This is a genomic window from Rhodococcus sp. SORGH_AS_0301 (assembly GCF_030818285.1).
Classification (GTDB): Bacteria; Actinomycetota; Actinomycetes; order Mycobacteriales; family Mycobacteriaceae; genus Rhodococcoides.
This window is the reverse complement of record NZ_JAUTAC010000002.1, coordinates 1,070,346-1,095,211: the sequence shown is the minus strand read 5'-3', so window position 1 is coordinate 1,095,211 and position 24,866 is coordinate 1,070,346. Positions and strand designations below refer to the sequence as shown.

Here is a 24,866-nt window from a genome sequence, read left to right as displayed (position 1 = left end):
AGCATCCAGGGTCGAGTCATGACCTTGCGTGAACTACTGCCGTCGCTGTCGTCTCCGGACGATGCTCGTGCGCTGTGGCCCGGGGAGATTCACACCCACGGGGGCAGGCTGTGTGTCCGAAGCGACGGGCGCGCCGAGACGTTCCTCGACGATCTGTGCGACGAGTACGGCGACGCCGTGGCCGTCCGAGCGGACACCGCGGTGGTGACGGTGACCCGGGTCCGGTCGGTGGACGTGTACCGAGGGCTCCTCCGCGTCGTCACGACCGGTGCCGACTCGGGTGTCGCCCCGGTGTCCGTCCGCGTCGCCTCGCGCCATCCGGTGTGCCGACCGGTTCCGTGTTGCCTCTGCACCCGGTCGGGGCGCTGCGTGTGCCCCGCGCTCGACCTGCCGTCGGACATCCACGCCGGCGACGTGCTGGCGATGGTCACGCGATGCGGTGATCCGGCGTTCCGTGGCCCGACGGTGAGTGTCCGGTCGGGGTGCGTCGACCGCGCGTGAGTCAGCCGGGGATCACCGGCACGCGCGTGGCACGCACGTACACGGTCTCCCCGCTCTGCAGCCCCAGCGCCTCGTTGTCGCCGCGGGTGATCTGCGCGAAGAACAGCTCGTTGGTGGCGCCGTTGCGCAGCTCCACCCGCACCTCGAAGCCCAGGTGCACGACACGCTCGACGGTCGCCCGCAACACCCCCGCGTTCTCGGCCGTGCCGGTCTGCTGCGCGTTCGCGAGATCCGGTGTGCGGCCGACCCGGATGTCGTGCGGACGGACCAGCTGGCCGTTGAGCCGCGACACCTCGCCGAGGAAGGACATGACGAAATCGTTCGCCGGGGTGTCGTAGAGATCGCGAGGGGCGCCCACCTGTTCGATCCGGCCCTTGTTCATGACCGCGATCCGGTCGGCGACGTCCAGCGCCTCCTGCTGATCGTGCGTGACGAGCACCGTGGTGACGTGCACCTCGTCGTGCAGTCGACGGAGCCACGTGCGGAGATCGGCCCGCACCTTGGCGTCCAGGGCACCGAACGGCTCGTCGAGCAGCAGCACCCGCGGATCCACGGCGAGCGCGCGGGCCAGGGCCATGCGCTGACGCTGTCCACCGGACAGTTGCGCCGGGAAGCGCGTCTGGAAACCCGAGAGGCCGACGATGTCGAGCAGCTGATCGACGCGCTCGTCGATCTCGGCCTTGGGCCGCTTGCGGATCTCGAGCCCGAAGGCGACGTTCTTGCGCACGGTGAGGTGCTTGAACGCGGCGTAGTGCTGGAAGACGAATCCGATGTCGCGCTTCTGCGGACTGACGGTGGTGACGTCGTCGCCGGCGATGACCACCACGCCGGAGTCCAGCTCCTCGAGTCCGGCGATCGACCGCAACAGTGTCGACTTGCCCGACCCGCTGGGCCCCAGCAGCGCCGTCAACGATCCGGACGGGATGTCGAGGGACACGTCGTCGAGGGCCGCGAAGTCGCCGTAGTTCTTCCGCGCTCCCCGGACGGAGATCTCGATGCCGCCCGTGCGCTTCTCTGTCGTCGTGGTCGTCGTCGTCACGGTGCTCATTCCTTGGTTCGCTTGCGGTCCAGAACCGTCATCAGCAGCAACACGATGACGGCGACGACCATGAGAAGTGTCGACGCGGCGTACGCGCCCGGTTGGTTGAAGTCCTCGTACCTGGCGTTCACCAGCAGGGTCAGCGTCTGCGAGATGCCCGGCAGGTTGGTGGAGACGATGATGACGGCACCGAACTCGCCGAGCGCGCGGGCGACCGTCAGGACGACGCCGTACGTCAGCCCCCAGCGGATGGCGGGAAGCGTGATGCGCCAGAAGGTCTGCCACGACGTCGCGCCCAGCGTGGCCGCGGCCTCCTCCTGTTCCTGTCCGATCTCGTGCAGCACCGGTTCCACCTCGCGCACCACGAACGGCAGCGTGACGAAGATGGTGGCCAGCACCATGCCGGGCAGCGCGAAGATGATCGTGATGCCCCACTCGGCGAGGAAGCCGAACCAGCCGCCGGCACCCCACAGCAGGATGAGTGCGACACCCACGATGACCGGGGACACGGCGAACGGGAGATCGACGACCGCCTGCACGAGACCCTTGCCACGGAAGTTGCCGCGCGCGAGAGCCAGGGCCGTGACGACGCCGAACACCACGTTCAGCGGCACGACGATCGCGACGATGATCAGCGACAACTGCAACGCCGACTGTGCGGCCGGTGTGGTGATGAGCTGGAAGAACGAGACGATGCCGTTCTCGAACGTGCGGTACAGGATCGCACCCAGCGGGAACACCACCAGCACGGCCAGGTAGAGCAGCGCGACCGTACGGAGGCTCAGTCGAGTTCCGGTGGACAGCTTCACTTCTGCTCCTCCCGCCGGGCGAGGCGGCTACCGGAGATGCGCAGCACGAACAGCACCACGAAGGCGATGAGCAACAGCACCACCGAGATCGCGGCCGCGTCGACGGGCTGATCGGTCTCGATCTGCTCGCGGATGAGCTGCGACGCGATCTGCGTCTCGCCGGGAATGTTGCCACCGATGAGGACGACCGATCCGAACTCGCCGAGTGCCCGCGAGAAGGCCAGTCCGGCACCCGAGAGGATCGACGGCAGCAGCACCGGCAGCACGACCCGCCGGAAGATCACCAGATTGCTCGCACCGAGCGAGGCGGCCGCTTCCTCCACTTCCCGGTCGAGCTCGATGAGGACCGGCTGCACCGCGCGGACGACGAACGGAAGCGTGACGAAGGCGAGGGCGAGCACGACACCGGCCTTGGTGGCGTTCACCGTGATGCCCACCGGACTCATCGGTCCGTACAGCGACAGCAGCACCAGGCTCGCGACGATGGTGGGTAGGGCGAACGGCAGGTCGATCAGTGCGTTGACGACCGACTTGCCCGGAAAGTCGTCGCGCACCAACACCCAGGCGATGACAGTGCCCATCACCACGTTGATCAGCGCCGCCACCACCGAGACCTGCACCGTCACGCGCAGGGTGGCCAGCGCCCGCGGATCGGTGACCGCGTCCCAGAACTCGGCGGGTCCGTCGGACAGGGAGCGACTCAGCACGGCTGCCAGGGGCAGCAGGACGATGATCGAGAGCCACAGGACGACGGTGCCGAGCGTGAGCGATCCCCCGGGAAGATGGGAGGCCGGCCGGCGACGGGCGGGAAGGCCGGAGGCCGGCCGGCGACGGGCGGCAAGGCCGGAGGCCGGTCGGCGACGGAGGAACTTTCGCCGACCGGCGACCTCTGTCGTCATGGTCAGCTCGATGCCTTGTAGATCGCGTTGATGGCACCGTTCTCGCCGAACAGGTCACTGTCCACCGCAGCCCAGCCACCGAGATCGTCGATGGTGTACAGCTTCTGCGGCGTCGGGAACTTGTCGGTGTAGTCGGCGGCGACTGCGGGGTCGACGGGACGGAAACCGCTGTCGGCCCAGATCTTCTGGCCGTCCGCGGTGTAGAGGTAGTCGTTCAACGCGTTGGCCTGCTCGAGATTCGCACTGGAGTTGACGACCGCGACGGGGTTGTCGATGCGGAAGGTCTGGTCCGGAACGATGTGCTCCACCGGCTGCCCCTGCCCCTCGAGCAACAGCGCCTCGTTCTCGTAGCTGAGCAGGACGTCGCCCTGGCCCTGGAGGAACGCCTCGGACGCGGAGCGGCCGGAGTCGGGCTGCACCGGGAAGTGCTTCACCAGTTCGGTGACGTAGTCCAGGCCGGCCTGGCGATCCTGGCCGCCGTTGCTCACGGAGGCGTAGGGCGCCAACAAGTTCCACTTCGCAGAGCCGGAGCTGAGCGGGCTGGGGCTGATGACCTGCACGTCGGGGCGGATCAGGTCCTCCCACGTGCGAATGTTCTTCGGGTTGCCCGGTCGCGTCACGATGGACACCACGGAGCCGAACGGCACGCCACCGTAGGCGTTCTGGTTCCAGGCCTCGTCGACCTTGCCGGCCTTCACCAGTCGGGTGACGTCGGGCTCGACCGAGAAGTTGACGATGTCGGCCGGTGCGCCGTCGGCGACCTTGCGCGACTGGTTGCCCGAGGCGCCGTAGTCGGCGTTGATGGTGACGTTGTCACCGTTCTCGGTGGAGGCGAACGAGGCGCCGATGGCATCCCACCCGTTCTTGGGCACGGCGTACCCGACGAGGGTGAGCGACGGACCGGACGTGGACGCGGCGGTCTCCCCGACGGTGTCGGAGGACCCGGTGGAGCACGCGGTCAGGGTGAGGGCGGCCGCGACGGCGGCGGCGGCGGCGGACAGCAGGCGGACACGACGTGATGGGAACACGGTGGACCTCTCGAGGAGTGCGGCACACGCGAGCGCGCGGCGGCACGGACATGAACAGCGGTGATGGACGGAACTGACGAGCGGAACGCGCCGGAATCGGTGAGGGCGCGCCGTGTGGGGTCAGCGACAGTCGACGTCAGCGACCGCGAGCATGCCGACAGCGATCAGCGCCAGTTCATGGCGGATCGGGTGCGGGGCTGCGTCGGACACAGCCGAGAATTTAGCAGAAAGTCGGAGAGAGCCTGCTACCGAGTCAACAGCCACGCGACGATCACCAGCACGATCAGCGCGATGAGGGCCAGGGTCACACGGGAGCGGGGCACGGTGTCACTTCTCTCGGGGGTCGGAGTTGCCGGTGGTCACGGCTGCGGGATCCCGGTCGGCGGGCGTCCGGCGGAAGTAGCGCCGCCTGGCATCGAAGAGCGCAGACAACACGATGTCGACGACGTACGCGGTGAGTGCCGCTGCCGGCACGACCACCAGCAGGACGACGGCGACCTGGGGCACGAACGGCAACCCGGCGATCCAGAGTTCGACTCCGTCCCACCACGTGGCCACTGCGTTCACACCTCACGACAGTAGTCCCTCGCTCTCCGCGGTGGACTGGGGCGCCGGACGGCTTCATGATGGGCGGATGAGCCCGTTCGACGAACAGTCCGTGGTCCCCCGCGTCGCCAGCGCGGGGGAAGCCGTCTTCGGCCCCGGCGCGGCCGAGCCGGCCGAGGAGGGCGGCGCGCTCGACACCGTTCCCGGCACGGCCCAGACCTGGCTGCCGCATCGCACGACGTTTCCGCCGATCGACGACTACGCCTTCCTGTCGGACTGCGAGACCACGTGTCTGATCGCTCGCAACGGTGCGGTGGAGTGGATGTGCATTCCGCGACCGGACTCCCCCAGCATCTTCGGAGCGGTGCTCGATCGCGGCGCAGGGCAGTTCCGCATCGGCCCCTACGGTCAGAACGTGCCCGCGGCGCGGCGCTATCTCCCGGGCGGTCTGATCGTCGAGACCACGTGGCAGACCGAGACCGGATGGTTGGTGGTCCGCGACGCTCTGGTGATGGGCAAGTGGCACAACACGGACGAGCGCTCCCGCACGCACCGCCGGGCCCCGTCCGACTGGGACGCCGAGCACTGCCTCATCCGCAGCGTGAAGTGTGTCAGTGGAACGGTCGAGCTCGAGATGAGTTGTGAGCCCGCGTTCGACTACCACCGCAAGCCTGCCGTGTGGGAGTACACCGGCAACGTCTACGAGGAGGCGACGGCCACCGCCACTGCGGGCGACGGCACCGAACCCACTCTCAAGTTGACCACCAATCTGCGCATCGGCCTCGAGGGGCGAGAGGCCCGCGCCCGGACTCGGATGACGGAGGGCGACAACGTCTTCGTCGCGCTGTCGTGGTCGACGCTCGATCCTCCCCGCACCTTCGAGGAGTCCGCCGAGAAGATGTGGCAGACGGCGGAGTGCTGGCGCCAGTGGATCACCATCGGCCGCTTTCCCGACCATCCGTGGCGCGGGTTCCTGCAGCGCAGCGCGCTCACCCTCAAGGGTCTCACGTACGCACCGACCGGCGCGTTGCTCGCCGCGAGCACCACGTCGTTGCCGGAGACGCCGGGCGGAGAGCGGAACTGGGACTACCGGTACGCCTGGGTACGCGACTCCACCTTCGCCCTGTGGGGTCTGTACACGCTCGGGCTCGATCGCGAGGCCAACGACTTCTTCGCCTTCATCTCCGACGTGACGTCGGGCCCGGACGGCGAACCCGTTCCGCTGCAGGTGATGTACGGCATCGGCGGCGAACGCACGCTCGAGGAGGAGGAGCTCGGACACCTGTCCGGGTACGACGGAGCCGTCCCTGTGCGCATCGGTAACGGTGCCTACAACCAGGTGCAGCACGACATCTGGGGCACGATGCTCGATTCCGTCTACCTGCACGTGCGCTCGCGGGAGAATGTTCCGGAGTCGCTGTGGCCCTTGCTGAAGCGTCAGGTGGAGGAAGCGATCGAGCACTGGCGCGAGCCCGACCGGGGCATCTGGGAGGTACGTGGGGAACCGCAGCACTTCACGTCGTCCAAGGTGATGTGCTGGGTGGCGCTCGACCGCGGAGCGAAACTTGCTGTGCTGCACGGCGAGAAGGCGTACGCCGAGGAATGGTCGAGCATCGCCGACGAGATCAAGGCCGACGTTCTCGAGCACGGCGTCGACTCGCGCGGAGTCTTCACCCAGCGATACGGCGACGACTCACTCGACGCCTCGTTACTGCTGGTGCCGCTCCTGCGGTTCCTGCCCTCGGACGACGAGCGCGTCCGGGCGACGGTGCTCGCCATCGCCGACGAGCTCACCGAGGACGGCCTGGTACTGCGCTACCGCGTCGACACCACGGACGACGGGCTCTCCGGCGAGGAGGGCACCTTCACCATCTGCTCGTTCTGGTTGGTGTCCGCACTGGTCGAGATCGGCGAACTGCACCGCGCGAAGCGACTGTGCGAACGGCTGCTCGGGTTCGCGAGCCCGCTGAAGCTCTATGCGGAGGAGATCGACGCGAAGACGGGCCGGCACCTGGGCAACTTCCCGCAGGCGTTCACCCACCTCGCGCTGATCAACGCCGTGGTGCACGTCATCCGGGCGGAGGAGGCAGCGCAGGCCGGGCAGTTCCAGCCCGCCCACGGCCACCCGCACTCCTGACGGTCAGTCGAGTCGGAGGGCGTTGACCCACAGGCGCGTCGCCGCGTGCACCAGCTGATCCGACGACCACGTCGGCGGCTCGCCGAGGGACGGCTCCACCACGAAATGGGTGAACGCCAGCCGGGAGATCATGCCCGACAACGCAAGTGATGCGACGACGGGATCCACGCCGCTGTCCGCCAGGCCTCGTCGCTGGAGACCGGCGATGCTGCGCGCGTTGCGACGGACGAACGCGTCGGCACGGTTGCGTCGGAGCCGCCGGAACCGGATGTCGATGGCCGCCACCTGTTCGAGCAGTTCCATCAGCTTCGCGTTGCGTTCGTACGCCTCGAAGTACGCGCGCGTGCTCGCCTCGATGACGGCGACCGGATCACCGTCGTCCGGCACGTGTTCGGTACCGGGATGCATCATGTCGTCCTGCGACACCTCGAGCACCGCCGCGAAGATCTCTTCCTTGCTCGCGAAGTAGGTGTAGAACGTGCCGGACGAGCAGCGAGCCTCGGCGGTGATGTCCACCAGACGGGCGTCGAGGTACCCGGCACGCTCGAACACCACCCGCGCCGCCGCGACGAGCGCAGCGCGCGTGCGCACTCCGCGCGGCGTCGCCGGCGGAGTACGGAGCAGGTCCGCGTCGGCAAGCGACGGCGGATCGTCGTCGGCGGCGGACCCGGTGCCGGCCTGCGGGGTCCTGGTCATGGGTGTCCCCGCGGGAGCGACCGCGGACCTACTTCTTCTTGTCCGCGGACGCGTCGGTGGACAGGGCGGCGACGAACGCCTCCTGTGGCACGTCGACACGACCGATGGTCTTCATCCGCTTCTTGCCGGCCTTCTGCTTCTCGAGCAGTTTGCGCTTACGGCTGATGTCACCGCCGTAGCACTTCGCCAGGACGTCCTTGCGGATCGCACGGATGTTCTCGCGCGCGATGATCTTCGACCCGATCGCCGCCTGGATCGGGATCTCGTACTGCTGGCGCGGGATCAGGTCCTTGAGTCGGGTGGTCATCTTGTTGCCGTAGGCACCGGCCGCGTCGGCGTGCACGATGGCCGAGAACGCGTCGACGGCCTCGCCCTGCAGCAGGATGTCCACCTTCACCAGGTTGGCCGACTCCTCGCCGATCTCCTCGTAGTCGAGGCTCGCGTATCCGCGGGTGCGCGACTTGAGGATGTCGAAGAAGTCGAAGATGATCTCGGCCATCGGGATGGTGTAGCGCAGCTCGACGCGGGTCTCCGACAGGTAGTCCATGCCGCCGAGCTCACCGCGGCGGCTCTGGCACAGCTCCATGATGGACCCGATGAACTCGCTCGGCGAGATGATGGTGCACTTGACCATCGGCTCGAACACCGCGCGCGCCTTGCCTTCCGGCCAGTACGACGGGTTGGTGACGATGTGCTCGGCGCCGTCGTTCATCTCCACCCGGTACACGACGTTGGGCGAGGTCGAGATCAGGTCGAGCCCGAACTCGCGCTCGAGGCGCTCGCGGGTGATCTCCATGTGCAGCAGACCGAGGAATCCGCAGCGGAACCCGAACCCGAGAGCGACGGACGTCTCCGGTTCGTAGGTGAGGGCGGCGTCGTTGAGCTGCAACTTCTCGAGGGCGTCGCGCAGATCGGGGTAATCGGACCCGTCCACCGGGTAGAGACCCGAGTAGACCATCGGCCGTGGCTCGCGGTATCCGGTGAGCGCTTCGGTCGCGCCGTTGCGGGCGCTGGTGACGGTGTCTCCCACCTTCGACTGACGCACGTCCTTGACGCCGGTGATGAGATAGCCCACCTCACCGACGCCGAGGCCCTTCGTCGCCTTGGGGTCCGGCGAGACGATGCCCACCTCGACGAGCTCGTGCGTCGAACCGGTCGACATCATGGTGACCTTCTCGCGCGGCAGGATCTTGCCGTCCACCACACGCACGTACGTCACCACGCCGCGGTACGCGTCGTAGACGGAGTCGAAGATCATGGCGCGTGCGGGGCCGTCGGCGTCGCCGACGGGCGCCGGCACCAGACGGACCACCTCGTCGAGCAATGCCTCGACGCCCATGCCGGTCTTGCCCGAGACGCGCAGCACGTCGTCCGCCTCGCAGCCGACGATGTGGGCGATCTCCGCGGCGTAGCGGTCGGGGTCGGCCGCGGGCAGGTCGATCTTGTTCAGCACCGGAATGATCGTCAGATCCTTCTCGAGTGCCAGGTAGAGGTTCGCGAGCGTCTGCGCCTCGATGCCCTGTGCAGCGTCGACGAGGAGCACAGCACCCTCGCACGCCTCGAGTGCACGCGACACCTCGTAGGTGAAGTCGACGTGCCCGGGGGTGTCGATCAGGTGCAGGACGTGCTCGGTGTCCCCCACCTTCCACGGCAGGCGGACATTCTGCGCCTTGATGGTGATGCCGCGCTCACGCTCGATGTCCATGCGATCGAGGTACTGCGCGCGCATCGACCGGTCGTCGATGACACCGGTGAGCTGCAGCATGCGGTCGGCCAGCGTCGACTTGCCATGGTCGATGTGGGCGATGATGCAGAAGTTACGGATCCTGGTGGGATCCGTGAACGTCGTGTCCGCAAAATTGGTGATGGGGTACTCCTGACGAGACGGCCGTGGTGACGTACAGAATATCTGCACGTCACCACGGCCGGGGTCCCGGGCAGGCCGGAGGGGTCAGGCGGGGGCCGTGGTGGTGGCCGCTCCGGCACCCGCGAGGGTGCTCTCGAATGCCGGTACGAGCGAGTCGAGTAGGTACGGCAGGCTCAGCGGCGAGGTGAAGTAGATGGCGCCGGCCGTGATCGCGTCGGTGAAGACGAGCCTGTTCTCCCGCACCTCCTGCAACGACGAGTACACCGGGTCGGCCTCGAGTGTCGCGCGGTCCTCCGGGGACTCGGTGGCCCAGAGCAGCACGTCGGCGGTGTCGAGCACGGAGAGGTTCTCCAACGGGATGTACGCCTGGGCGTCCTCCTCCTGGACGAAGGCGTCGAGCTCGGACGGGATCTCGAACCCGAGCGAGGTGAGGAAGTCGGTGCTCAGACCGTCCTGATAGGCGATGGCGTTGCCGTCGTAGATCGCGTTCTGCAGGAGGACGGCCTTCTTCCCCGCGAACTCGGGGTGGGCCTCGGCGGCCTCTCGGTACCGGGTGCGGACGTTCTCGACGAGCGCCTCCGCCTCGTCGGGCTTGCCGAGTGCGGCTCCGATGGTGCGGGTCTGCTGATCCCACGGCTCGAAGTAGGGGGAATCGACGTCGCTGGTGGGCGATGGTCGGGGCGATGGCGCTCAACCGGGTGTAGTCGTCCTGCGTCATGCCGGCGTTGGTGCCGATGATGAGGTCGGGTTCGAGGGCGGTGACCTTCTCGAACTGGATGCCGTCGTCCTGGGTGAGCACCTCGGGCCGGGCGTCACCCAGCAGATCGTGAGCCCAGGGCCATGTCGCGTCCGGCTGCTCTCCGTACCACTCCGTGACACCGACGGGAACGACGCCGAGAGCCAGCAGGGTGTCCTGCTCGGTCAGTCCGACCGAGACCACACGCTGCGGATCGGCCGGCACGACGGTCTCGCCGTAGGCGTGAGTCACGGTCACCGACCCCTCGGTCGATCCGCTCTCGGTGTCGGACGAGCACGCCGACACCAGCGCCAGGACACTCAGTCCAACGGCCACCACCGTGCGGCGACCCACACGTCCGACACTTCCACGCCTCACGACAACCCTCTTTCACATCGGGAATCTCCCGAAATCGGACTTAGGGTAGCCGAACCTCACTCGCGGGTGGTGAGCTACGTCCTCGGTTCTCGGTAGCCTGGTCGGCATGGCAACTCTGGCGTCGATCGGCAAGAAACTGGGACGACTCGCAGTAGCGGAAGGCCCACGCCTGTTCCGGCAGCTGCAGCGGTCCGGCGCCCTCGACAAGGTGACGCAGTCGTTGGGTTCACGCATCGGCGCGTCCGGTGCCGGTGACACGTCACCGACCGGAGCACCGTCGGGACGGCCCGTGACGTCGACCTCGGTTCCCACCGCCATGCGCGCACGGCGCATCGAGTACTCCCCCGCGCTGGACGGCGCCGCGGACCCGGGCGAGGTCGTGTGGACGTGGGTGGCCTACGAGGAGGATCCGTCGCAGGGCAAGGATCGACCGGTGCTCGTGGTCGGCCGCGACGGTTCCACTCTGCTCGGCCTCATGCTCTCGAGTCAGAGCAAGCACGACGGCGACCGCGACTGGCTCGGCCTCGGCGGCGGGCCGTGGGACGCGCAGGGACGCCCGAGTTGGGTCCGTCTCGACCGCGTGCTCGACGTTCCCGAGGGCGGGATCCGACGAGAGGGAGCCGTCCTCCCCCGTGATCGTTTCGACCTGGTGGCACAGCGCCTGCGCTCCGACTTCTCCTGGCACTGAACTCGGATCACAGTCGATCGACGGCGTTCTTGGCCTCGAGCAGCGACAACCCGGTCCGCTCGCGGAGTAACTTGATCGCGGCGATCGCCTGTCCCTCGTTCTTCAGTGCCGTGAGGCGCGGAACGAGGTCGTCCCACTGCGCCGGGCCCGGCGTGAGGGACTCACCGCGTTCGAGGGACTCGACCGCCACCTTCGCGTCGCGCAGTCCGGCGCCAGTTCGCTCCCGATAGACCTTGATCGCCTGAATCTTCTTGTCGGCGGCCAGCAGTCGATGAATCTCGGCGCGAGCACCGTCGTCCAGGCCGACCGTTCCGACCTCGCCGGAGGTCGTGGGCCTGCCGGATGCGGCGCGTCCGAGAAGTCGGAACGCGAGAACGGCGGCGACGAGAACGATCAGGGCGACGAGGAACCATCCGGTGGCCGACATGGTCTCCAGTGAATCACCTCCGCCCGGACGCCGCGAGGGTCGTCAGCTCCGGCGGGCTCTGGCGCACATCCATGCCGCGGTGCTACCGTGACCGTGCGGATGTGATTCTCCGCCCCCCTCTTCCCCTTTCTCACGGGCGCCACATCCTGCGTCACATTCCTTCGAACCATCCGCACTGGTAGTGCGTTCACTGTGACCCTCACGCATTTCCCGGACTCCCTCGACATCGTCAGCGGAGCCCTGTCCCATCTCTCCCATCGCGCCCGGGCACTCGACACCGGTCCGCTCGAAGAGCCTGCGCTGCACATCTTCTCGCACCTGGCGGCGCCTCCGGATGCGGTGATCTCGCATCGCCGCTCACTCCCCGCCTATCAGGCCGCGACCCTCGTCCTCGCCGTCGAGGCCTATGCCGATGACCGCCCGGAGGAGTCGACTTCATCTGCGGCACAACGGTGGTCGTCGGTTCGTGGCCACGAGCGGTACCACGACGATCTCGTCGCCATGCTGAGTTCCTGCCGTCGCGGTGGCAGTTGTCGCGGCGCACCGGTCGAGTACCGGTCGGTGGACGTCGGTCCCGCGTCGACGATGTCCGTCCCGGTGTTCGGGTTGCTCGACACCCATTCTCCCGGCGGTATTCCCGTGGCGGTCGCGCTCCACATTCCCGACCCGGCCCACCAGGCCCCACTCCAGATCGAGGTGCTGTCCGGCGATCGAGACGCCGGTGCGAGCACGCTGGACGCCCTCCTCTCGCTCATGACCGACCACGACGTCATGCGCGGGCAGGTCCTGACCCTGGGAGGGAGCGGTGGACGCGGCAACGGCCTCGTGAGGTTCATGGCGAGGCCCACCGTCGCGGGCGAGGACTTGATCCTTCCCGACGGCACCCTCGAGGCGATGACTCGCCATCTCGTCACCGTCGGGTCCTCCGCGGCGCGGCTCCGCGAGGCCGGCCAGCATGTGGGCCGCGGACTACTGCTGTACGGACCGCCCGGAACCGGCAAGACCCACACCGTCCGTCACCTGCTGGGACTGGTGCCGATGAGCACGGTGATCGTACTTACCGGGTCCGCGATGCGGCACATCGCCGAGGCCACCACCCTTGCACGCCGCCTGAGCCCGTCGGTCGTGGTGGTCGAGGACGTCGATCTCATCGCCCGGGAGCGCGAGGAAACGGGTGTGAACTCGCTCCTGTTCGCCTTGCTCGACGCGATGGACGGCATGGACGGCGACGCGGACGTCACGTTCGTCCTGACCACCAACAGACCGGACTCCATCGAGCGAGCGGTCCGGGACAGGCCCGGCCGTATCGACCTCGCGGTCGAGATCCCGTTGCCCGACACCCGCGGTCGCGAACGGTTGGCACGGCTCTACCTGTCGGCCGTGAACGTGGCAGCCGATCTCACACCGCTGGTGGAGGCGGCCGAGGGTGGAACCGCCTCGTACGTCCGAGAACTCGTGCGCCGCACCGTGGTGGCCGCGATCGAACGCGACGACCATGGCGCCGACGGGCACACGACGGTGATCACCGACGACGACGTCGCCGCGGTGCTCACCGCCTGCGTGGACGAGCGTCAGAGACTGACGCGCTCGCTGTTGGGCGGATCCGGCGTCAGGCCAGCCGGGTGATCTCCACGACGACGTCCAGTTCCGTGGACCCGCCACCGGAGAAGATTCCCTTGAGGGGTGGCACGTCGGCGTAGTCGCGTCCGATACCCACCGAGACGTGCTGTTCGTTCACCGGCACACCGTTGGTCGGGTCGTAGCCCCACCACGATCCGGTCCACGCCTCGATCCACGCGTGTGACTGACCCTCGACCGAGTCACCCACCACCGCTTCGGCATTCGGGTGCAGGTAGCCCGAGACGTAGCGGGCAGGAATGCCGATACTGCGGAGCAACACCAGCGTGAGGTGTGCGTAGTCCTGGCAGACGCCCTTCTTCTCGGCCCACGCCTCCACCGCGGACGTGTGCACCCCGGTGGTGCCGGGAACGTAGGACATCTCCTGGTTCACCCAGTCGCAGACGGCCACCACGGCGTCGTACGGCCCCAGATCCTTCGCCAACTTCTTCGCGACGGACGTCAGCTGACGGTTCCGAGGGACGTAGGTGCTGTGGCCGAGCAGCTCGTTGAACCTGTCCACCACGGGGTCTGCGGCCAGGTCCTCCCAGTCGAGGGTCTCGTCCGGCGGGACGAACGCGTCCGTCTCGACGACGGAGGACCCGGCCACCTCGAGGGACGTGTGTGGAGCGTGCAGATCGAACGCCGTGACCGCGGTGCCCCAGTAGTCGGTGTACCGGTACGACCTCGTCGCCGGATCGGTCTCGACGCGGTTCAGAATGACGTTCTGCCGGGTGTCGCTCCGCGGCGTCAGTCGCGCCTCGTTGTACGAGGACGTGACCGGTGCGTCGTAGTTGTACCCCGTGGTGTGCACGACGCGCATCCGCCAGCTCACAGTTCACCCTCCAATTGTGCTTCGTCCGTTCGGCTTCCGGCGTCCGTCCAGGCGACCCAGGGCGCTGCGTGGAAGTACTGCTTGGAGATCGCCTCACCCACCTCGCGGCAGGTCTCCTGCAACGACATCAGACGGTCCTGCAGGTCCTCCAGCAGAACACCCGGCTGCAGGAACTCGAGTTCACTGCGAGCGCGGCCGAGAAGTCGCTGCGCCTCGGCACGGGATCCGACGCGCATGTCGGGGTGATGGTCGAGGCTGTCGAGCGAGTGTTCGGCCTCGCTCAGTGCGTAGAACACCGAGCGCGGGAACAGCCGGTCGAGGAGCATGAACTCCAGGACGCGTTGAGCGTCGAGAGCGCCACGGTAGGTACGCAGATACGTGTCGTGTGCACCGGCCGACCGCAGCACCGTGACCCACGCCGGCGACGACGGTCGGTCGCCGGCACGGGCGAGCAGCAGGCGGACGGTCATGTCGATGCGTTCCACGGAGCGACCGAGCAGCAGGAACCGGTAGCCGTCGTCGCGGCTGAGCGTCGAGTCGGCGAGCCCGGCGAACATCGCGGCGCGCTCCTCGATGAACCCCAGGAACTCGTGGGGGCCCAGACGCTTCGACGCTCGAATGCGTTCACCCAGTGCGTTGTACGTCGTGTTGAGACATTCCCACATCTCGCTCGAGGTGACCTCGCGTGCGCCGCGAGCGTTCTCGCGGGCGCTCGACAACGAGTCGACGATGGAGCCGTTGCCCTCGCGGGAGAACGCGACGAGTTCCGTCAACGACCACACGTCCAGGCGCTCGTCGGGGAGCTCGAACCCCAACACCCGCAGCAACACTCGGGAGGTGTGGTCGGGATCGACGGTCGCGTCCTCGAGCAGCTGGTGCACCGTGACGTCGAGGATGCGCGCGGTGTCGTCGGCGCGTTCGACGTAGCGGCCGATCCAGTACAGCGATTCGGCGTTACGAGCCAACATCAGCGGGCACCGTCCTTCGGGGAGTGGGTCAGCTGTTGCTGCTGCTGTTGAATCTGCTGGCTGTTGAGCTCGGGGCCCTGCTCCGCGGTGGGTGACGACGGGGGTTCGGACACGATCTCCGCCCCGCCGAGCTCACGCTCGTCCTCCTTGGTGGCGCGGCCGGCCAGCACCCACGTGTCCTTGCTGCCGCCGCCCTGGCTCGAGTTGACCACCAGGGAGCCTTCGGGCAGCGCCACTCGGGTCAGTCCGCCGGGCAGCACCCACACGTCGTCACCGTCGTTCACGGCGAACGGCCGCAGGTCGACGTGCCGCGGCGCGAGCTGGTCACCGATCTTGGTGGGCACCGTCGACAGCTGCACCACCGGCTGCGCGATCCATCCGCGCGGATCGGCCCGGATCTTCTTGCTGATCGTGGCCAGTTCCTTGGGCGACGCGTCCGGACCGAACACGATGCCGTATCCGCCGGAGCCCTCGACGGGCTTGATCACCAGTTCGTCGACACGGTCGAGCACCTCCTCGCACTCGTCCGGCAGCCAGCACCGGTACGTGTCGACATTGGCCAGGAGCGGCTTCTCGCCGAGGTAGTACTCGATGATGGTCGGCACGTACGTGTAGGTGAGCTTGTCGTCGCCGACACCGTTGCCGATGGCGCTGGAGATGACGACGTTGCCGGCACGTGCAGCGTTGACCAGCCCGGCCACACCGAGAACGGAGTCGGGTCGGAACTGCATGGGGTCGAGGTAGTCGTCGTCGATGCGGCGGTAGATCACGTCGACCTGGCGCTCGCCCTCGGTGGTGCGCATGTAGACGACGTTGTCGCGGCAGAAGAGGTCGCGGCCCTCGACCAGCTCGACGCCCATCAGCCGGGCGAGGAGGGAGTGCTCGAAGTACGCAGAGTTCGCGACGCCGGGTGTGAGGACGACGACGGTGGGGTCCGCCTCGTTGATCGCGGCAGCGGCACGCAGGGCGCGCAGCAGGTGCGTGGCGTAGTCACCGACCGCACGCACCCGGTGGCTGGCGAACAGGTCGGGGAACACGCGCGCCATGGTGCGGCGGTTCTCCATCACGTACGAGACCCCCGACGGCGAGCGCAGGTTGTCCTCGAGGACACGGAACGTGCCCTCGGCGTCACGGATCAGGTCGATACCGGCGACGTGGATGCGCACACCATTGGGCGGCACGATGCCGAACGCCTCGCGGTGGAAGTGTTCGCACGACGTCACCAGAGACTTCGGGACCACGCCGTCGCGCAGGATCTCCTGCTCCCCGTAGATGTCCGCCAGGAAGAACTCGAGTGCCTTGACCCGCTGCTTGATCCCGCGCTCGAGCTTGTTCCACTCGGACGCCGCGATGACCCGGGGCACCTGGTCGAGAGGGAACGGACGCTCCTGACCCTCGAGTGCGAACGTGATGCCCTGATCGACGAAGGCGCGGCCGAGGGCGTCCGAGCGGGCGTCCAGTTCCGCGGCGTCCGACGGCGCGAGCGCCTTGTGGATTCCCTTGTACGGTCCACGCAGCCCGCCGTCGCCGTCGAACATCTCGTCGAACGCCAGTCCGTACTTCCCGATGTCCCGGTAACCGTCGAAGACGCTCGGCCCGGACGAGGACTGCGACTGCGAACGGCTCTTCTTCGCCTGTGGTGCAGCGCTTGATCGGGGACTCATGGTCGCCATGCTGCCTCACAGGTACCCCTGGAGCACGGTGGACACGTTAATTCCATGCAACCTCACGAGTCACGTGCACACCGACTCCCTGCAGCGAGATCACCGAATTGGGTTACCGGACCGACGCTGGTAGTCTCGTACGTCGGACGTGGGCACGCTCGTGCGCACCCACCGTCACCAGCTTTCACAAGCACTGCACGTACGGCTCGAGAGTGTTCCCCGGAGTCAGCCGTCCCGGACCGAGAAGAGACGAAGGATAACTACGCGTGGCCAACATCAAGTCCCAGGTGAAGCGAATCGCTACCAACGAGCGTCAGCGCCTGCGCAACCAGTCGGTGAAGTCGTCGCTCCGCACCGTGATTCGCTCCTTCCGTGAGGCGACCGAAGCCGGCGACAAGGCCAAGGCCGAGGAGATCCTGCTGACTGCGAGCCGCAAGCTCGACAAGGCAGCCAGCAAGGGCGTCATCCACAAGAACCAGGCTGCCAACAAGAAGTCGGCACTGTCGCTGGCCTTCAACAAGCTCTGATCTCTCCCGAGCCCTCGCGGCTCCTCTCGAGAGTCCCTGTGCAGTTCTTCTCGAGAGTTCCTGTGCAGTAGCTTGTCAGCACTACGCCCCGGGCGAGCACGATGCCCGGGGCGTAGTCGTGTGCCCGGGCGGCGCTGTCAGCGCGAACTCAGCCCCGCCACCACGTTCACGGCGCGTTCCACCGCGTAGTCCGCATCGGCGGCCTGGCCCTTGACGTCCGCGTTGAGCGCGGCCACCACCTGCAGTGCCTCGGCGATGCGCTGCGGATCCCACATGCGGGCCTGCGCCTGCGCCTTCTTGATCTTCCACGGCGGCATCCCCAGTTCGAACGCCATCCGGAACGGATCGCCGCGGCCCGCCGAACCGACCCGCGCCACCGTGTGGACGGCCTCGGCCAGTGCGTCCGCGAGCAGCACGTGCGGTGTGCCGCCCAACATCGCCCACCGCAGTGCCTCGAGGGCGCCGGCACGGTCACCCGACACGGCCTTGTCGGCGATGTCGAAGCCCGTGACCTCCGCACGGCCCGAGTAATAGCGGCGGACCGCCGCGACATCGACCTTCCCCGCCGTGTCCGACACCAGTTGCGAGCACGCGGCGGCCAGTTCGCGGAGATCGGACCCCACCGCGTCGACGAGCGCGGCGATGGCATCGGGAGCGACGCGTGTCTCCGAGTGGGAGCGGAACTCGGCCCGCACGAAGTCGACGCGCTCCGACGCCTTGGACAGCTTCGCGCACTCGTGGACCACGGCACCGGACTTCTGCAGCGCCCCCACCATGGCCTTGGCCCGGCCTCCACCGGAGTGCAGAACGACCAGGACCACACCGTCCACCGGCGTCGCCGCGGCGTCGAGAACCAGCGTCATCGCGTCCTTACCGGCCTCCGCGGCCGCCTCGAAGACGACCACGCGATCCTCGGCGAAGAGGGAGGGGCTGAGCAGTTCCGCGAGCTCGGCGACCGTCGTGTCCCCCGCCCGCAGACGGTCGACCGGCACCTCTGCCCCGGCCCCCACCGTTGCCGCGCGCATCGCGGCCACGATGGACGACACCGCACGCTCGACGAGGAGCTCCTCGTCGCCCAGGACGAGGTGCAGGGGCTCGGGACGGGTGCTGCTCGCTGTCGAACTCACCGGTCGATGGTGCCACGGTGGGCCGACAGCCACCGACGTCGGACCAGCACCGCCGCGCCCGCCGCGACGAGGACACATCCCCCGACGACGGCGGCGCCCCGCGGCCCGGTCGGAGTGAGCACCGTCGCACCGGGAGCGTCCGCCGTGTACGCGGCCACGGTCAGCAACCACCGCAGCGGCACCCACGCCACCCCGGCGACGACAGCCCCGGCCTCCACGCTCACGACGGCCACCACGGCCGCCAGCGCGCCGATCACGGTGACCGGCCCGACGACGGGTGCGGCGAGCACGTTCGCCGCCACCGAGTAGACGGAGAACGTTCCGGCCATGGCGGCGACCAGCGGTGCGGTCACCAGGTGCGCCGCCAGCGCCACGGCCACGGCGTCGAGCACCGGACGTCGTCCACCGGGCGGTGCGTCGCCGCGGCTCACCATCGCCGTCAGCACCGGAGCGAGCAGCACGAGAGCGACCGTCGCGGTCACCGACAGCGCGAACCCCCACGACACCGCCAGTCCCGGATCGACGGCCAGCAGCACCAGCACCGCGGTGCACAGGGCCGGCATCACATGGCGACGGCGGCCGGTCATCACCGCCAGCAGACCCAGCACACCCATGACCGCCGCACGCAGGACGCTGGGTGACGGTCTCGCCACCACGACGAACGCGACGAGGACGATTCCCGCGAGCGCCGCGGTGGTTCGAGGCCCGGCCGAGAGCAGCCGAGAGCCGAGGACGACACACCCGACGACGAAGGTGAAGTTCGCACCCGACACAGCGGTCAAGTGGGACATTCCGGCCGCCGTGAACGAGTCCTGGACGGAGACGTCGAGTCCCGACCTGTCCCCCACCACCATCCCCGGGAGCAGCCCCTCCTCCTCACGTGGCAGAGCGATGGCAGCGGCCTCCGCGAGAGCACGTCGCACCACGCCCGACCACCGGAGCAGGGCCGGCGCGCTCCCCACCTCGGGTGGCCCCGTGGCACGTGCGACGGCATCCACCGCGCCCACACGATCGGGAGCCGCGAGCCGCGCCCGGAACGTCACCGACACACCCGGTTCCAGTGCCCGCCACGGATCCGGGGGCGCGAACACGGTGATCCGGGCCGACCCATCGACGACGGTGCCGCGCAGCGTCACTCGGCTTGCTCGTATCGGCACGAGCACCTGATCCGCGAACGAGCCCGTGATCGGACGTGGATCGTCCGTGACGACGCCCTCGACCGTCGCGTACGCACCGCGCAGCGCGCCCTCGCGGACCGGGCCCGTCGTCACCTCGTGCATCCGCAGGGACGACATCGCCGCGAACGCCGCGGTGACGCAGCAGGCCGCCACGACGACGAGCATCACCAGCGATCCCGAGCCGTGCCGACGCCGGCACCACCAGCCGACGACCGCCACGAGCACGCACACCGCGGCCAGAGCCGCCGCGGGCCGCCACCCCGCGCCGACGGCCACCACGGTCGCAGCCCACGCCCCCACCGCACTCGGGACGAGCCGCAGATCTACGGCAGGTGCGTCGGTCACACCGTGACCAGGGGCGTCAGCTTCTCGAGCCGAGCGGGGCCGACGCCGCTCACCTCGGACAGCTGATCGACGGACGTGAAGCCGCCGTTCTCGGTGCGCCATTGCACGATCGCGCTCGCGGTCACCGGACCGACACCGGGCAGGGCATCGAGCTCCGCCTCCGTCGCCTCGTTCAGCGACACCAGACCCGGGGCCTTCCCGCCGGCATCGGACGACCCCTCACCGGCCACGGACACGGGTGCCGGAGCGAGCGGTACCGACCCCGTCGTCGACCCCACCACCACCTGGTCACCGTCCGACACCTTCGCCGCCCAGTTGAGCCCGAAGAGGTCCGCGTCGTCCCGGCGCCCACCCGCGGCCGCGACGACATCGGCGATGCGGGACTCGGGGGGAACGGTGACGAGTCCAGGGCGCATCACAGCGCCGAGCACGCTGACCACGACTCCCGCGGATTCCGGTGCCGACGTCGTCGGCGTCTCGGACTCGGTGATCAGAGGGGGAAGCGGCGGCACCGCGGTGACCTGCGGAGAATCTCGCATCACCACTGCCCCCACGGCGCCCACGAGAAGGACGGCGGCCACGGCGAGGGCACGGACGCCGCGGGACCCCGGATCGATCCGGAAGCGCGAGCCGACGAGACCCGCGCGGCGATGCACCGCGTCGGACCGGCCGCCGTCGGGGTCGGCCGGCTCGGGAGCAGCGATCTCGGGTGCCATGCCCGCGACGGTAGGCCCGGGCCAGGACGAGACGAGCCGCCGCCGGGCTCATCTGTGGACGGCCACGACCCTGTGGATCAGATGCGGGCGGAGGCGCGCACGGCAGCGACGACGGACTCGGCGACGCGTACGTGTGCGTCCCAACCCCAGTGAATGCCATCGGGATTCGCGTCACCGGACGCGATGTTCTCCTCGACGGCGGCCTTGAGGTCGACGAGCGGGAGATCGTGCTCCGCAGCCCACGCCGTGGTCGCCCGCACGGCCGGTTCGCGACCGGCGTGCACACGTCCGTAGGCGTCGCACCGATGTACCGACGGGAGCGTCGCGATGACGGGGACGTCCGGACGCACGGCCGCGAGGGCGGCCCGGATCTGTTCGAGGTAGTCCACGCTCAGATGCGGCGGCAGGGCCACCGGACGGCCGAGGTGCGAGAGCCGCGGCTGCAGCCAGCCGTAGGCGGCGCGCACACCGCGTCGCAGGACGGGCGGCCGGACGTAGCGGATCTGCTCGCGCAGAGCCGTCGGCAGAGGCGACGGAAGAGAGTCCATCCCGCCGGTCGCGAGAACCACAGCGCGGGCACGCGGTATCGACGCCCACACGCGAGGATCCTGGGTGAGAGCCCACCAGGCGTCGCGGCAGGTCCAGCCGATGCGACCGACGAGCTCGACGTCCCACCCCAGTTCGCGCGCGACGAGGGTGGGCCAGATGCGGGGATGATCGGCCGGCAGACCGCCCTCGGGACCGTAGTACGCGAGCGAATCCGCGAGGACGAGCAGGACCGGGCGATCCGCGGCGGACATCAGAGAACGTCACCTGCCACGGCGGCCGTCGCGTTCCACACGTCCAGGCGCCAGGAGACGTCGTCCGTTCCGTGTCCGGCGACCTGCACCCAGCTGGCATTCCCCAGTCCCCCGAGCACCGGCCACCGGTCGACCGGCAGATCGAGCAGTGCGGCCGTGAGCGCGGCGATGGTTCCACCGTGGGCGACCACGACGACGGGCGCCGTGGTCCACTCCGGGTCCTTCAGCAGCTCCTGGATCAGCGGCATCGAGCGCTCGGCGACGTCCACGCGCGACTCGCCGCCCGGCGGACGGAACTCGGCGTCGGCGCGCCACGATTCGCGGACGCCGGGTGAGACGTCGTCGACGTCGAGGTGCGTCAGCCCCTGCCAGTCACCGAGGTGCGTCTCGCGGAGCCGCTCGTCGAGCTCGACGGGAACACCCGTGGCCGTCGAGAGCGCGGTCGCCGTGTCGTGTGCCCGTCGCAGATCGGACGAGACGATGCGGTGTGGCTGCAGCAATGCCAACGCTCGAGCGGCGACCTCGGCCTGTGTGCGACCCAGTTCGGTCAGGTCGGTGTCGAGATGACCCTGCATGCGCGAGGCCGCGTTGTACTCGGTCTGACCGTGCCGGAGCAGCACCAACCGACGAACGGACGTCACTCGTCCGGTTCGGTGACGCGATCGACACCGTGGTCGAGGGCGTCGTCGACACCGTGATCGTCGGTGCCGTACTGCGTCGAGGTGTCCGTGGCTCCGAGACCCTCGATCTCGAGGACCGGGCAGTCCTTCCACAGACGCTCGAGGGCGTAGAAGTGACGCTCGTCGTTGTGGAGCACGTGGACGACCACGTCGACGTAGTCGAGCAGTGCCCATCGGCCCTCGCGGGTGCCCTCACGACGAACGGGCTGACTGCCCGCCTCGCGGAGCTTCTCCTCGATGTTCTCGACGATGGCGTTGACCTGGCGCTCGTTGGGTGCCGACGCGATGACGAAGCAGTCGGTGATGACCAGCTGGTCGGAGACGTCGAGGGCCATGACGTCGGCGGCGAGCTTCTCGTCCGCCGCGAGTGCGGCGATGCTGGCGACCCTGATGGCCTCGGGTGTAGCGCTCACGTGGTGTTCTCTCCTGGTAGGGCTGATGCGGTGGTGGCGGAAGTGCCGGTGTGCTGGGGTGCGGGCTCGGAGACGGTCGCGATGCCGTCGTGACGCTCCTCCCCGGCAGGGCGGTACAGGTCCCGCTTCGAGATGTACTGGACGACGCCGTCCGGCACGAGGTACCAGACGGGACGGTTCTCGGCGGCACGCCGTCGACATTCCGTGGACGAGATGGCCAGGGCCGGGATCTCCACGAGGGTCAGGACGTCCTTCGGCAACCGATCGAGGTACTCGGCCAGATGGTCGGCACCCAGTTCGTACCCGGGGCGGGACACGCCGACGAAGCGGGCCAGCTCGAACAGTTCCTGCCAGTTCTGCCAGCCGATGATGCTGCTGAGAGCATCGGCCCCGGTGATGAAGAACAACTGGTCACCGGGATGCTGGTCGGCGAGATCGCGAAGCGTGTCGACGGTGTACGTCGGCTTGGCACGGTCGAGGTCGACGCGGCTGACGGAGAAGCGAGGGTTCGACGCGGTGGCGACGACCGTCATGAGGTAGCGGTCCTCCGCCGGGCTCACCGTCCGGTCCTGCTTCTGCCAGGGCTGGCCGGTGGGAACGAAGACGACCTCGTCGAGCTGGAACCGGTCGGCGACCTCACTGGCGGCCACGAGGTGCCCGTGGTGAATGGGGTCGAACGTGCCACCCATGACGCCGAGACGTCGCGGGCGTCGGCCCTCGGGCGGCGTCGTCGGTTCCTGCACGAGTGACGACTCTACGTGGACCTGCCCCGAACAGAGGATTCGGCCGAACCGAGAGACGTCAGGATCCCGTGGGCAGGAGCCGCGACACGACCTCGGCCAGTTGCGCCGCCGACCGGCACTCGTGCATCGAGATCACCCGCCGATAGACGTCGGCGGCCGAGTCGCCGGTCCCCCACTGCGCCTTCGGCTCGGGGTTGAGCCAGTGCGCGTGCCGGGCGACAGTGACCATGCGGGCGAGGGACTCGGTGCGCGGATCGCGGTAGTTGGTGCGGGCATCGCCCAGGATCAACAACGACGCCCGAGGACCGATGGCATCGAGGTGATGCGCGGTGAAGGTCTCGAAGGAGTGGCCGTAGTCGGAATGGCCGTCGTAGGTGATCAGCTCCGACTCCGCGATCATGCGCGACATCGACTCGGCGAGCGACGCGCGTCCGGCCGAGGCGTCGAAGAACCCGGTCACCTCGTCGGCGGTGTCGATGAACGCGAAGACACGCACTCGGGAGAACTGTTCGCGCAACGTGTGCACGAGCAGCAGGGTGAACTGGCTGAAGCCGGCGACCGATCCCGAGACGTCGCAGAAGATCACCAGTTCGGGCCGCGCGGTGCGGGGCTTGCGGTTGACCAGGTCGATGGGGACGCCGCCCGTCGACAAGGACTTGCGCAGGGTGCGCCGCAGGTCGATCGACCCCGCTCGCGACCGCCGTCGACGGGCCGCCAGTCGGCTCGCCAGGAGCCGCGCCAACGGAGCGACGTTCTTGCGGAGGGCCGCCAGTTCCGACTCGGACGCGCGGAGGAAGTCGACGTCCTCGGCCAGGCGCGGGACGCCGTAGGACGCCACCCGTTCCTTGCCCAGCACCTCGGCGGTGCGGCGACGGGTCTCCTTCTCGATCATCGACCGGAACTCCGCGATGCGGACCGCGGCCGTCCGACGGGCCAGTTCGGACTCGAACTCGCCGGTCGTGGGTGCACCGGGACCGCTGGAGCGGCCGATCAGTCCGTCGAGAATCTTCGCCAGCAGCGTCGACGGCTCCACCGTGCGCAGCGTCTGGTACTCCGAGAACGACTCGCCGCGGCTGGAGCTGTACTTGCCGTAGGTCTCGACGATGTCGCCCACCAGGCGCTCGACCTGCGCCATGGCCTCCGCGGAACCGTCCGCGAGCAGCTCCGCCAGCACGTGCTTCAGAGCGTCGAGATCGACGGTGCCGTCCTCGGCGAGAGGCGGGCCGACCGTGTTCTCCTCGTCGGCGGTCCGCGCACCGATCGCGGCCGGGAACCACAGATCGAAGAGCGCGTCGAACGCGGGTCGATGGCCGGGTCGGCGCACCAGCGCGCACGCGAGACCCTCCCGCACCACCTCCCGATCGAGGATGTCGAGAACGGCCAGCACCGCGCCCGCGTCGACCGTCTCCGACGGGCCGACGTCGATACCGCGGCGACGCAGCGCCTCCACGAACCCCACCAGGTGTGCGGGGATGCCGGAGATGTCCACCGTCCCGGTCACG

General features: G+C 68.7%; 26 protein-coding genes and 1 pseudogene. 5 read left to right on the top strand and 22 right to left on the bottom strand.

The window, feature by feature from the left end; translation table 11 throughout:
• Positions 1 to 18 precede the first annotated feature (18 nt).
• The gene (locus QE397_RS05810) at positions 19 to 501 is read left to right on the top strand and encodes a hypothetical protein (RefSeq protein WP_222630391.1); all 483 of its coding nucleotides are present in this window, start codon (positions 19 to 21) and stop codon (positions 499 to 501) included.
• Between the two features lies 1 nt (position 502).
• Here the strand turns inward: QE397_RS05810 and QE397_RS05805 are convergent, their stop codons facing one another.
• The 6 genes from QE397_RS05805 to QE397_RS05785 form a co-directional block, all read right to left on the bottom strand.
• The gene (locus QE397_RS05805; protein WP_235578974.1) at positions 503 to 1,540 is read right to left on the bottom strand and encodes a sulfate/molybdate ABC transporter ATP-binding protein; all 1,038 of its coding nucleotides are present in this window, start codon (positions 1,538 to 1,540) and stop codon (positions 503 to 505) included.
• A gap of 5 nt (positions 1,541 to 1,545) precedes the next feature.
• The gene (gene cysW, locus QE397_RS05800; RefSeq protein WP_027505710.1) at positions 1,546 to 2,349 is read right to left on the bottom strand and encodes a sulfate ABC transporter permease subunit CysW; all 804 of its coding nucleotides are present in this window, start codon (positions 2,347 to 2,349) and stop codon (positions 1,546 to 1,548) included.
• The gene (cysT, locus tag QE397_RS05795) at positions 2,346 to 3,248 is read right to left on the bottom strand and encodes a sulfate ABC transporter permease subunit CysT (protein WP_307092281.1); all 903 of its coding nucleotides are present in this window, start codon (positions 3,246 to 3,248) and stop codon (positions 2,346 to 2,348) included. The genes cysW and cysT overlap by 4 nt, the downstream gene beginning before the upstream one ends.
• A gap of 2 nt (positions 3,249 to 3,250) precedes the next feature.
• Positions 3,251 to 4,276 (bottom strand): sulfate ABC transporter substrate-binding protein, encoded by a 1,026-nt coding sequence (locus QE397_RS05790; RefSeq protein WP_307092278.1) that lies wholly within the window; start codon positions 4,274 to 4,276, stop codon positions 3,251 to 3,253.
• A gap of 120 nt (positions 4,277 to 4,396) precedes the next feature.
• The gene (locus QE397_RS21770; protein ID WP_321163718.1) at positions 4,397 to 4,486 is read right to left on the bottom strand and encodes an Ms4533A family Cys-rich leader peptide; all 90 of its coding nucleotides are present in this window, start codon (positions 4,484 to 4,486) and stop codon (positions 4,397 to 4,399) included.
• A 117-nt stretch (positions 4,487 to 4,603) separates the two neighbouring features.
• Positions 4,604 to 4,843 (bottom strand): hypothetical protein, encoded by a 240-nt coding sequence (locus QE397_RS05785; protein ID WP_037185709.1) that lies wholly within the window; start codon positions 4,841 to 4,843, stop codon positions 4,604 to 4,606.
• Between the two features lie 67 nt (positions 4,844 to 4,910).
• On the opposite strand from QE397_RS05785, the gene QE397_RS05780 reads away from it, so the two are divergent.
• Positions 4,911 to 6,959 carry a glycoside hydrolase family 15 protein gene (locus tag QE397_RS05780; RefSeq protein WP_027505707.1) on the top strand — a complete coding sequence of 683 codons (2,049 nt, stop codon included), beginning with the start codon at positions 4,911 to 4,913 and terminating at the stop codon, positions 6,957 to 6,959.
• 3 nt (positions 6,960 to 6,962) lie between these two features.
• On the opposite strand, the gene QE397_RS05775 is transcribed toward QE397_RS05780, so the two are convergent.
• The 4 genes and pseudogenes from QE397_RS05775 to QE397_RS05760 form a co-directional block, all read right to left on the bottom strand.
• A complete protein-coding gene (locus QE397_RS05775) occupies positions 6,963 to 7,655 on the bottom strand; it encodes a TetR/AcrR family transcriptional regulator (protein WP_307092277.1) in 693 nt (230 codons plus the stop codon).
• 28 nt (positions 7,656 to 7,683) lie between these two features.
• Positions 7,684 to 9,570 (bottom strand): translation elongation factor 4, encoded by a 1,887-nt coding sequence (lepA, locus tag QE397_RS05770; protein ID WP_269320095.1) that lies wholly within the window; start codon positions 9,568 to 9,570, stop codon positions 7,684 to 7,686.
• A gap of 36 nt (positions 9,571 to 9,606) precedes the next feature.
• Entirely contained in the window at positions 9,607 to 10,134 is a 528-nt protein-coding gene (locus QE397_RS05765) for an ABC transporter substrate-binding protein (RefSeq protein WP_307097372.1), read from the bottom strand.
• A 127-nt stretch (positions 10,135 to 10,261) separates the two neighbouring features.
• A pseudogene (locus QE397_RS05760) lies at positions 10,262 to 10,462 on the bottom strand (ABC transporter substrate-binding protein); the annotation flags it as partial.
• Between the two features lie 280 nt (positions 10,463 to 10,742).
• Between QE397_RS05760 and QE397_RS05755 the strand changes: the two are divergent.
• Positions 10,743 to 11,324 (top strand): type II toxin-antitoxin system PemK/MazF family toxin, encoded by a 582-nt coding sequence (locus QE397_RS05755; protein WP_222638425.1) that lies wholly within the window; start codon positions 10,743 to 10,745, stop codon positions 11,322 to 11,324.
• A 7-nt stretch (positions 11,325 to 11,331) separates the two neighbouring features.
• Here the strand turns inward: QE397_RS05755 and QE397_RS05750 are convergent, their stop codons facing one another.
• Entirely contained in the window at positions 11,332 to 11,751 is a 420-nt protein-coding gene (locus tag QE397_RS05750) for a hypothetical protein (RefSeq protein WP_307092275.1), read from the bottom strand.
• A gap of 192 nt (positions 11,752 to 11,943) precedes the next feature.
• On the opposite strand from QE397_RS05750, the gene QE397_RS05745 reads away from it, so the two are divergent.
• Complete coding sequence (locus QE397_RS05745) at positions 11,944 to 13,377, top strand: ATP-binding protein (protein WP_307092273.1); 1,434 nt, start codon at positions 11,944 to 11,946, stop codon at positions 13,375 to 13,377.
• On the opposite strand, the gene QE397_RS05740 is transcribed toward QE397_RS05745, so the two are convergent.
• The 3 genes from QE397_RS05740 to QE397_RS05730 are packed head-to-tail and all read right to left on the bottom strand — an operon-like array spanning position 13,361 to position 16,835.
• A complete protein-coding gene (locus QE397_RS05740) occupies positions 13,361 to 14,191 on the bottom strand; it encodes a transglutaminase family protein (RefSeq protein WP_082544533.1) in 831 nt (276 codons plus the stop codon). The genes QE397_RS05745 and QE397_RS05740 overlap by 17 nt on opposite strands.
• An 8-nt stretch (positions 14,192 to 14,199) precedes the next feature.
• Positions 14,200 to 15,171: an alpha-E domain-containing protein gene (locus QE397_RS05735; protein ID WP_027505702.1), complete on the bottom strand. Its 972-nt coding sequence runs from the start codon at positions 15,169 to 15,171 to the stop codon at positions 14,200 to 14,202.
• A complete protein-coding gene (locus QE397_RS05730; protein WP_197027785.1) occupies positions 15,171 to 16,835 on the bottom strand; it encodes a circularly permuted type 2 ATP-grasp protein in 1,665 nt (554 codons plus the stop codon). Before QE397_RS05730 ends, QE397_RS05735 begins: the two co-directional genes overlap by 1 nt.
• Before the next feature lie 266 nt (positions 16,836 to 17,101).
• Here QE397_RS05730 and rpsT point away from each other — a divergent pair, with 266 nt between their 5' ends.
• A complete protein-coding gene (gene rpsT / locus QE397_RS05725) occupies positions 17,102 to 17,362 on the top strand; it encodes a 30S ribosomal protein S20 (protein ID WP_027505700.1) in 261 nt (86 codons plus the stop codon).
• Positions 17,363 to 17,499: 137 nt separating this feature from the next.
• Here rpsT and holA read toward each other — a convergent pair whose 3' ends face one another.
• The 8 genes from holA to QE397_RS05685 all read right to left on the bottom strand — a co-directional run bounded on the left by holA (position 17,500) and on the right by QE397_RS05685 (position 24,865).
• Entirely contained in the window at positions 17,500 to 18,489 is a 990-nt protein-coding gene (holA, locus tag QE397_RS05720; protein WP_307092268.1) for a DNA polymerase III subunit delta, read from the bottom strand.
• Positions 18,486 to 20,012, bottom strand: coding sequence for a ComEC/Rec2 family competence protein (locus QE397_RS05715; RefSeq protein ID WP_307092267.1), 1,527 nt, complete (start codon positions 20,010 to 20,012; stop codon positions 18,486 to 18,488). Before QE397_RS05715 ends, holA begins: the two co-directional genes overlap by 4 nt.
• A complete protein-coding gene (locus QE397_RS05710; RefSeq protein ID WP_307092264.1) occupies positions 20,009 to 20,728 on the bottom strand; it encodes a helix-hairpin-helix domain-containing protein in 720 nt (239 codons plus the stop codon). Before QE397_RS05710 ends, QE397_RS05715 begins: the two co-directional genes overlap by 4 nt.
• Positions 20,729 to 20,805: 77 nt before the next feature.
• Positions 20,806 to 21,528 carry a diglucosylglycerate octanoyltransferase gene (gene octT / locus QE397_RS05705; RefSeq protein ID WP_307092262.1) on the bottom strand — a complete coding sequence of 241 codons (723 nt, stop codon included), beginning with the start codon at positions 21,526 to 21,528 and terminating at the stop codon, positions 20,806 to 20,808.
• Entirely contained in the window at positions 21,528 to 22,169 is a 642-nt protein-coding gene (locus tag QE397_RS05700) for a histidine phosphatase family protein (RefSeq protein WP_056445828.1), read from the bottom strand. Before QE397_RS05700 ends, octT begins: the two co-directional genes overlap by 1 nt.
• The gene (gene rsfS, locus QE397_RS05695; protein ID WP_051613344.1) at positions 22,166 to 22,621 is read right to left on the bottom strand and encodes a ribosome silencing factor; all 456 of its coding nucleotides are present in this window, start codon (positions 22,619 to 22,621) and stop codon (positions 22,166 to 22,168) included. The genes QE397_RS05700 and rsfS overlap by 4 nt, the downstream gene beginning before the upstream one ends.
• A complete protein-coding gene (gene nadD / locus QE397_RS05690; RefSeq protein ID WP_268788579.1) occupies positions 22,618 to 23,364 on the bottom strand; it encodes a nicotinate-nucleotide adenylyltransferase in 747 nt (248 codons plus the stop codon). Before nadD ends, rsfS begins: the two co-directional genes overlap by 4 nt.
• A gap of 58 nt (positions 23,365 to 23,422) precedes the next feature.
• A complete protein-coding gene (locus tag QE397_RS05685) occupies positions 23,423 to 24,865 on the bottom strand; it encodes a VWA domain-containing protein (RefSeq protein ID WP_307092258.1) in 1,443 nt (480 codons plus the stop codon).
• Position 24,866 lies beyond the last annotated feature (1 nt).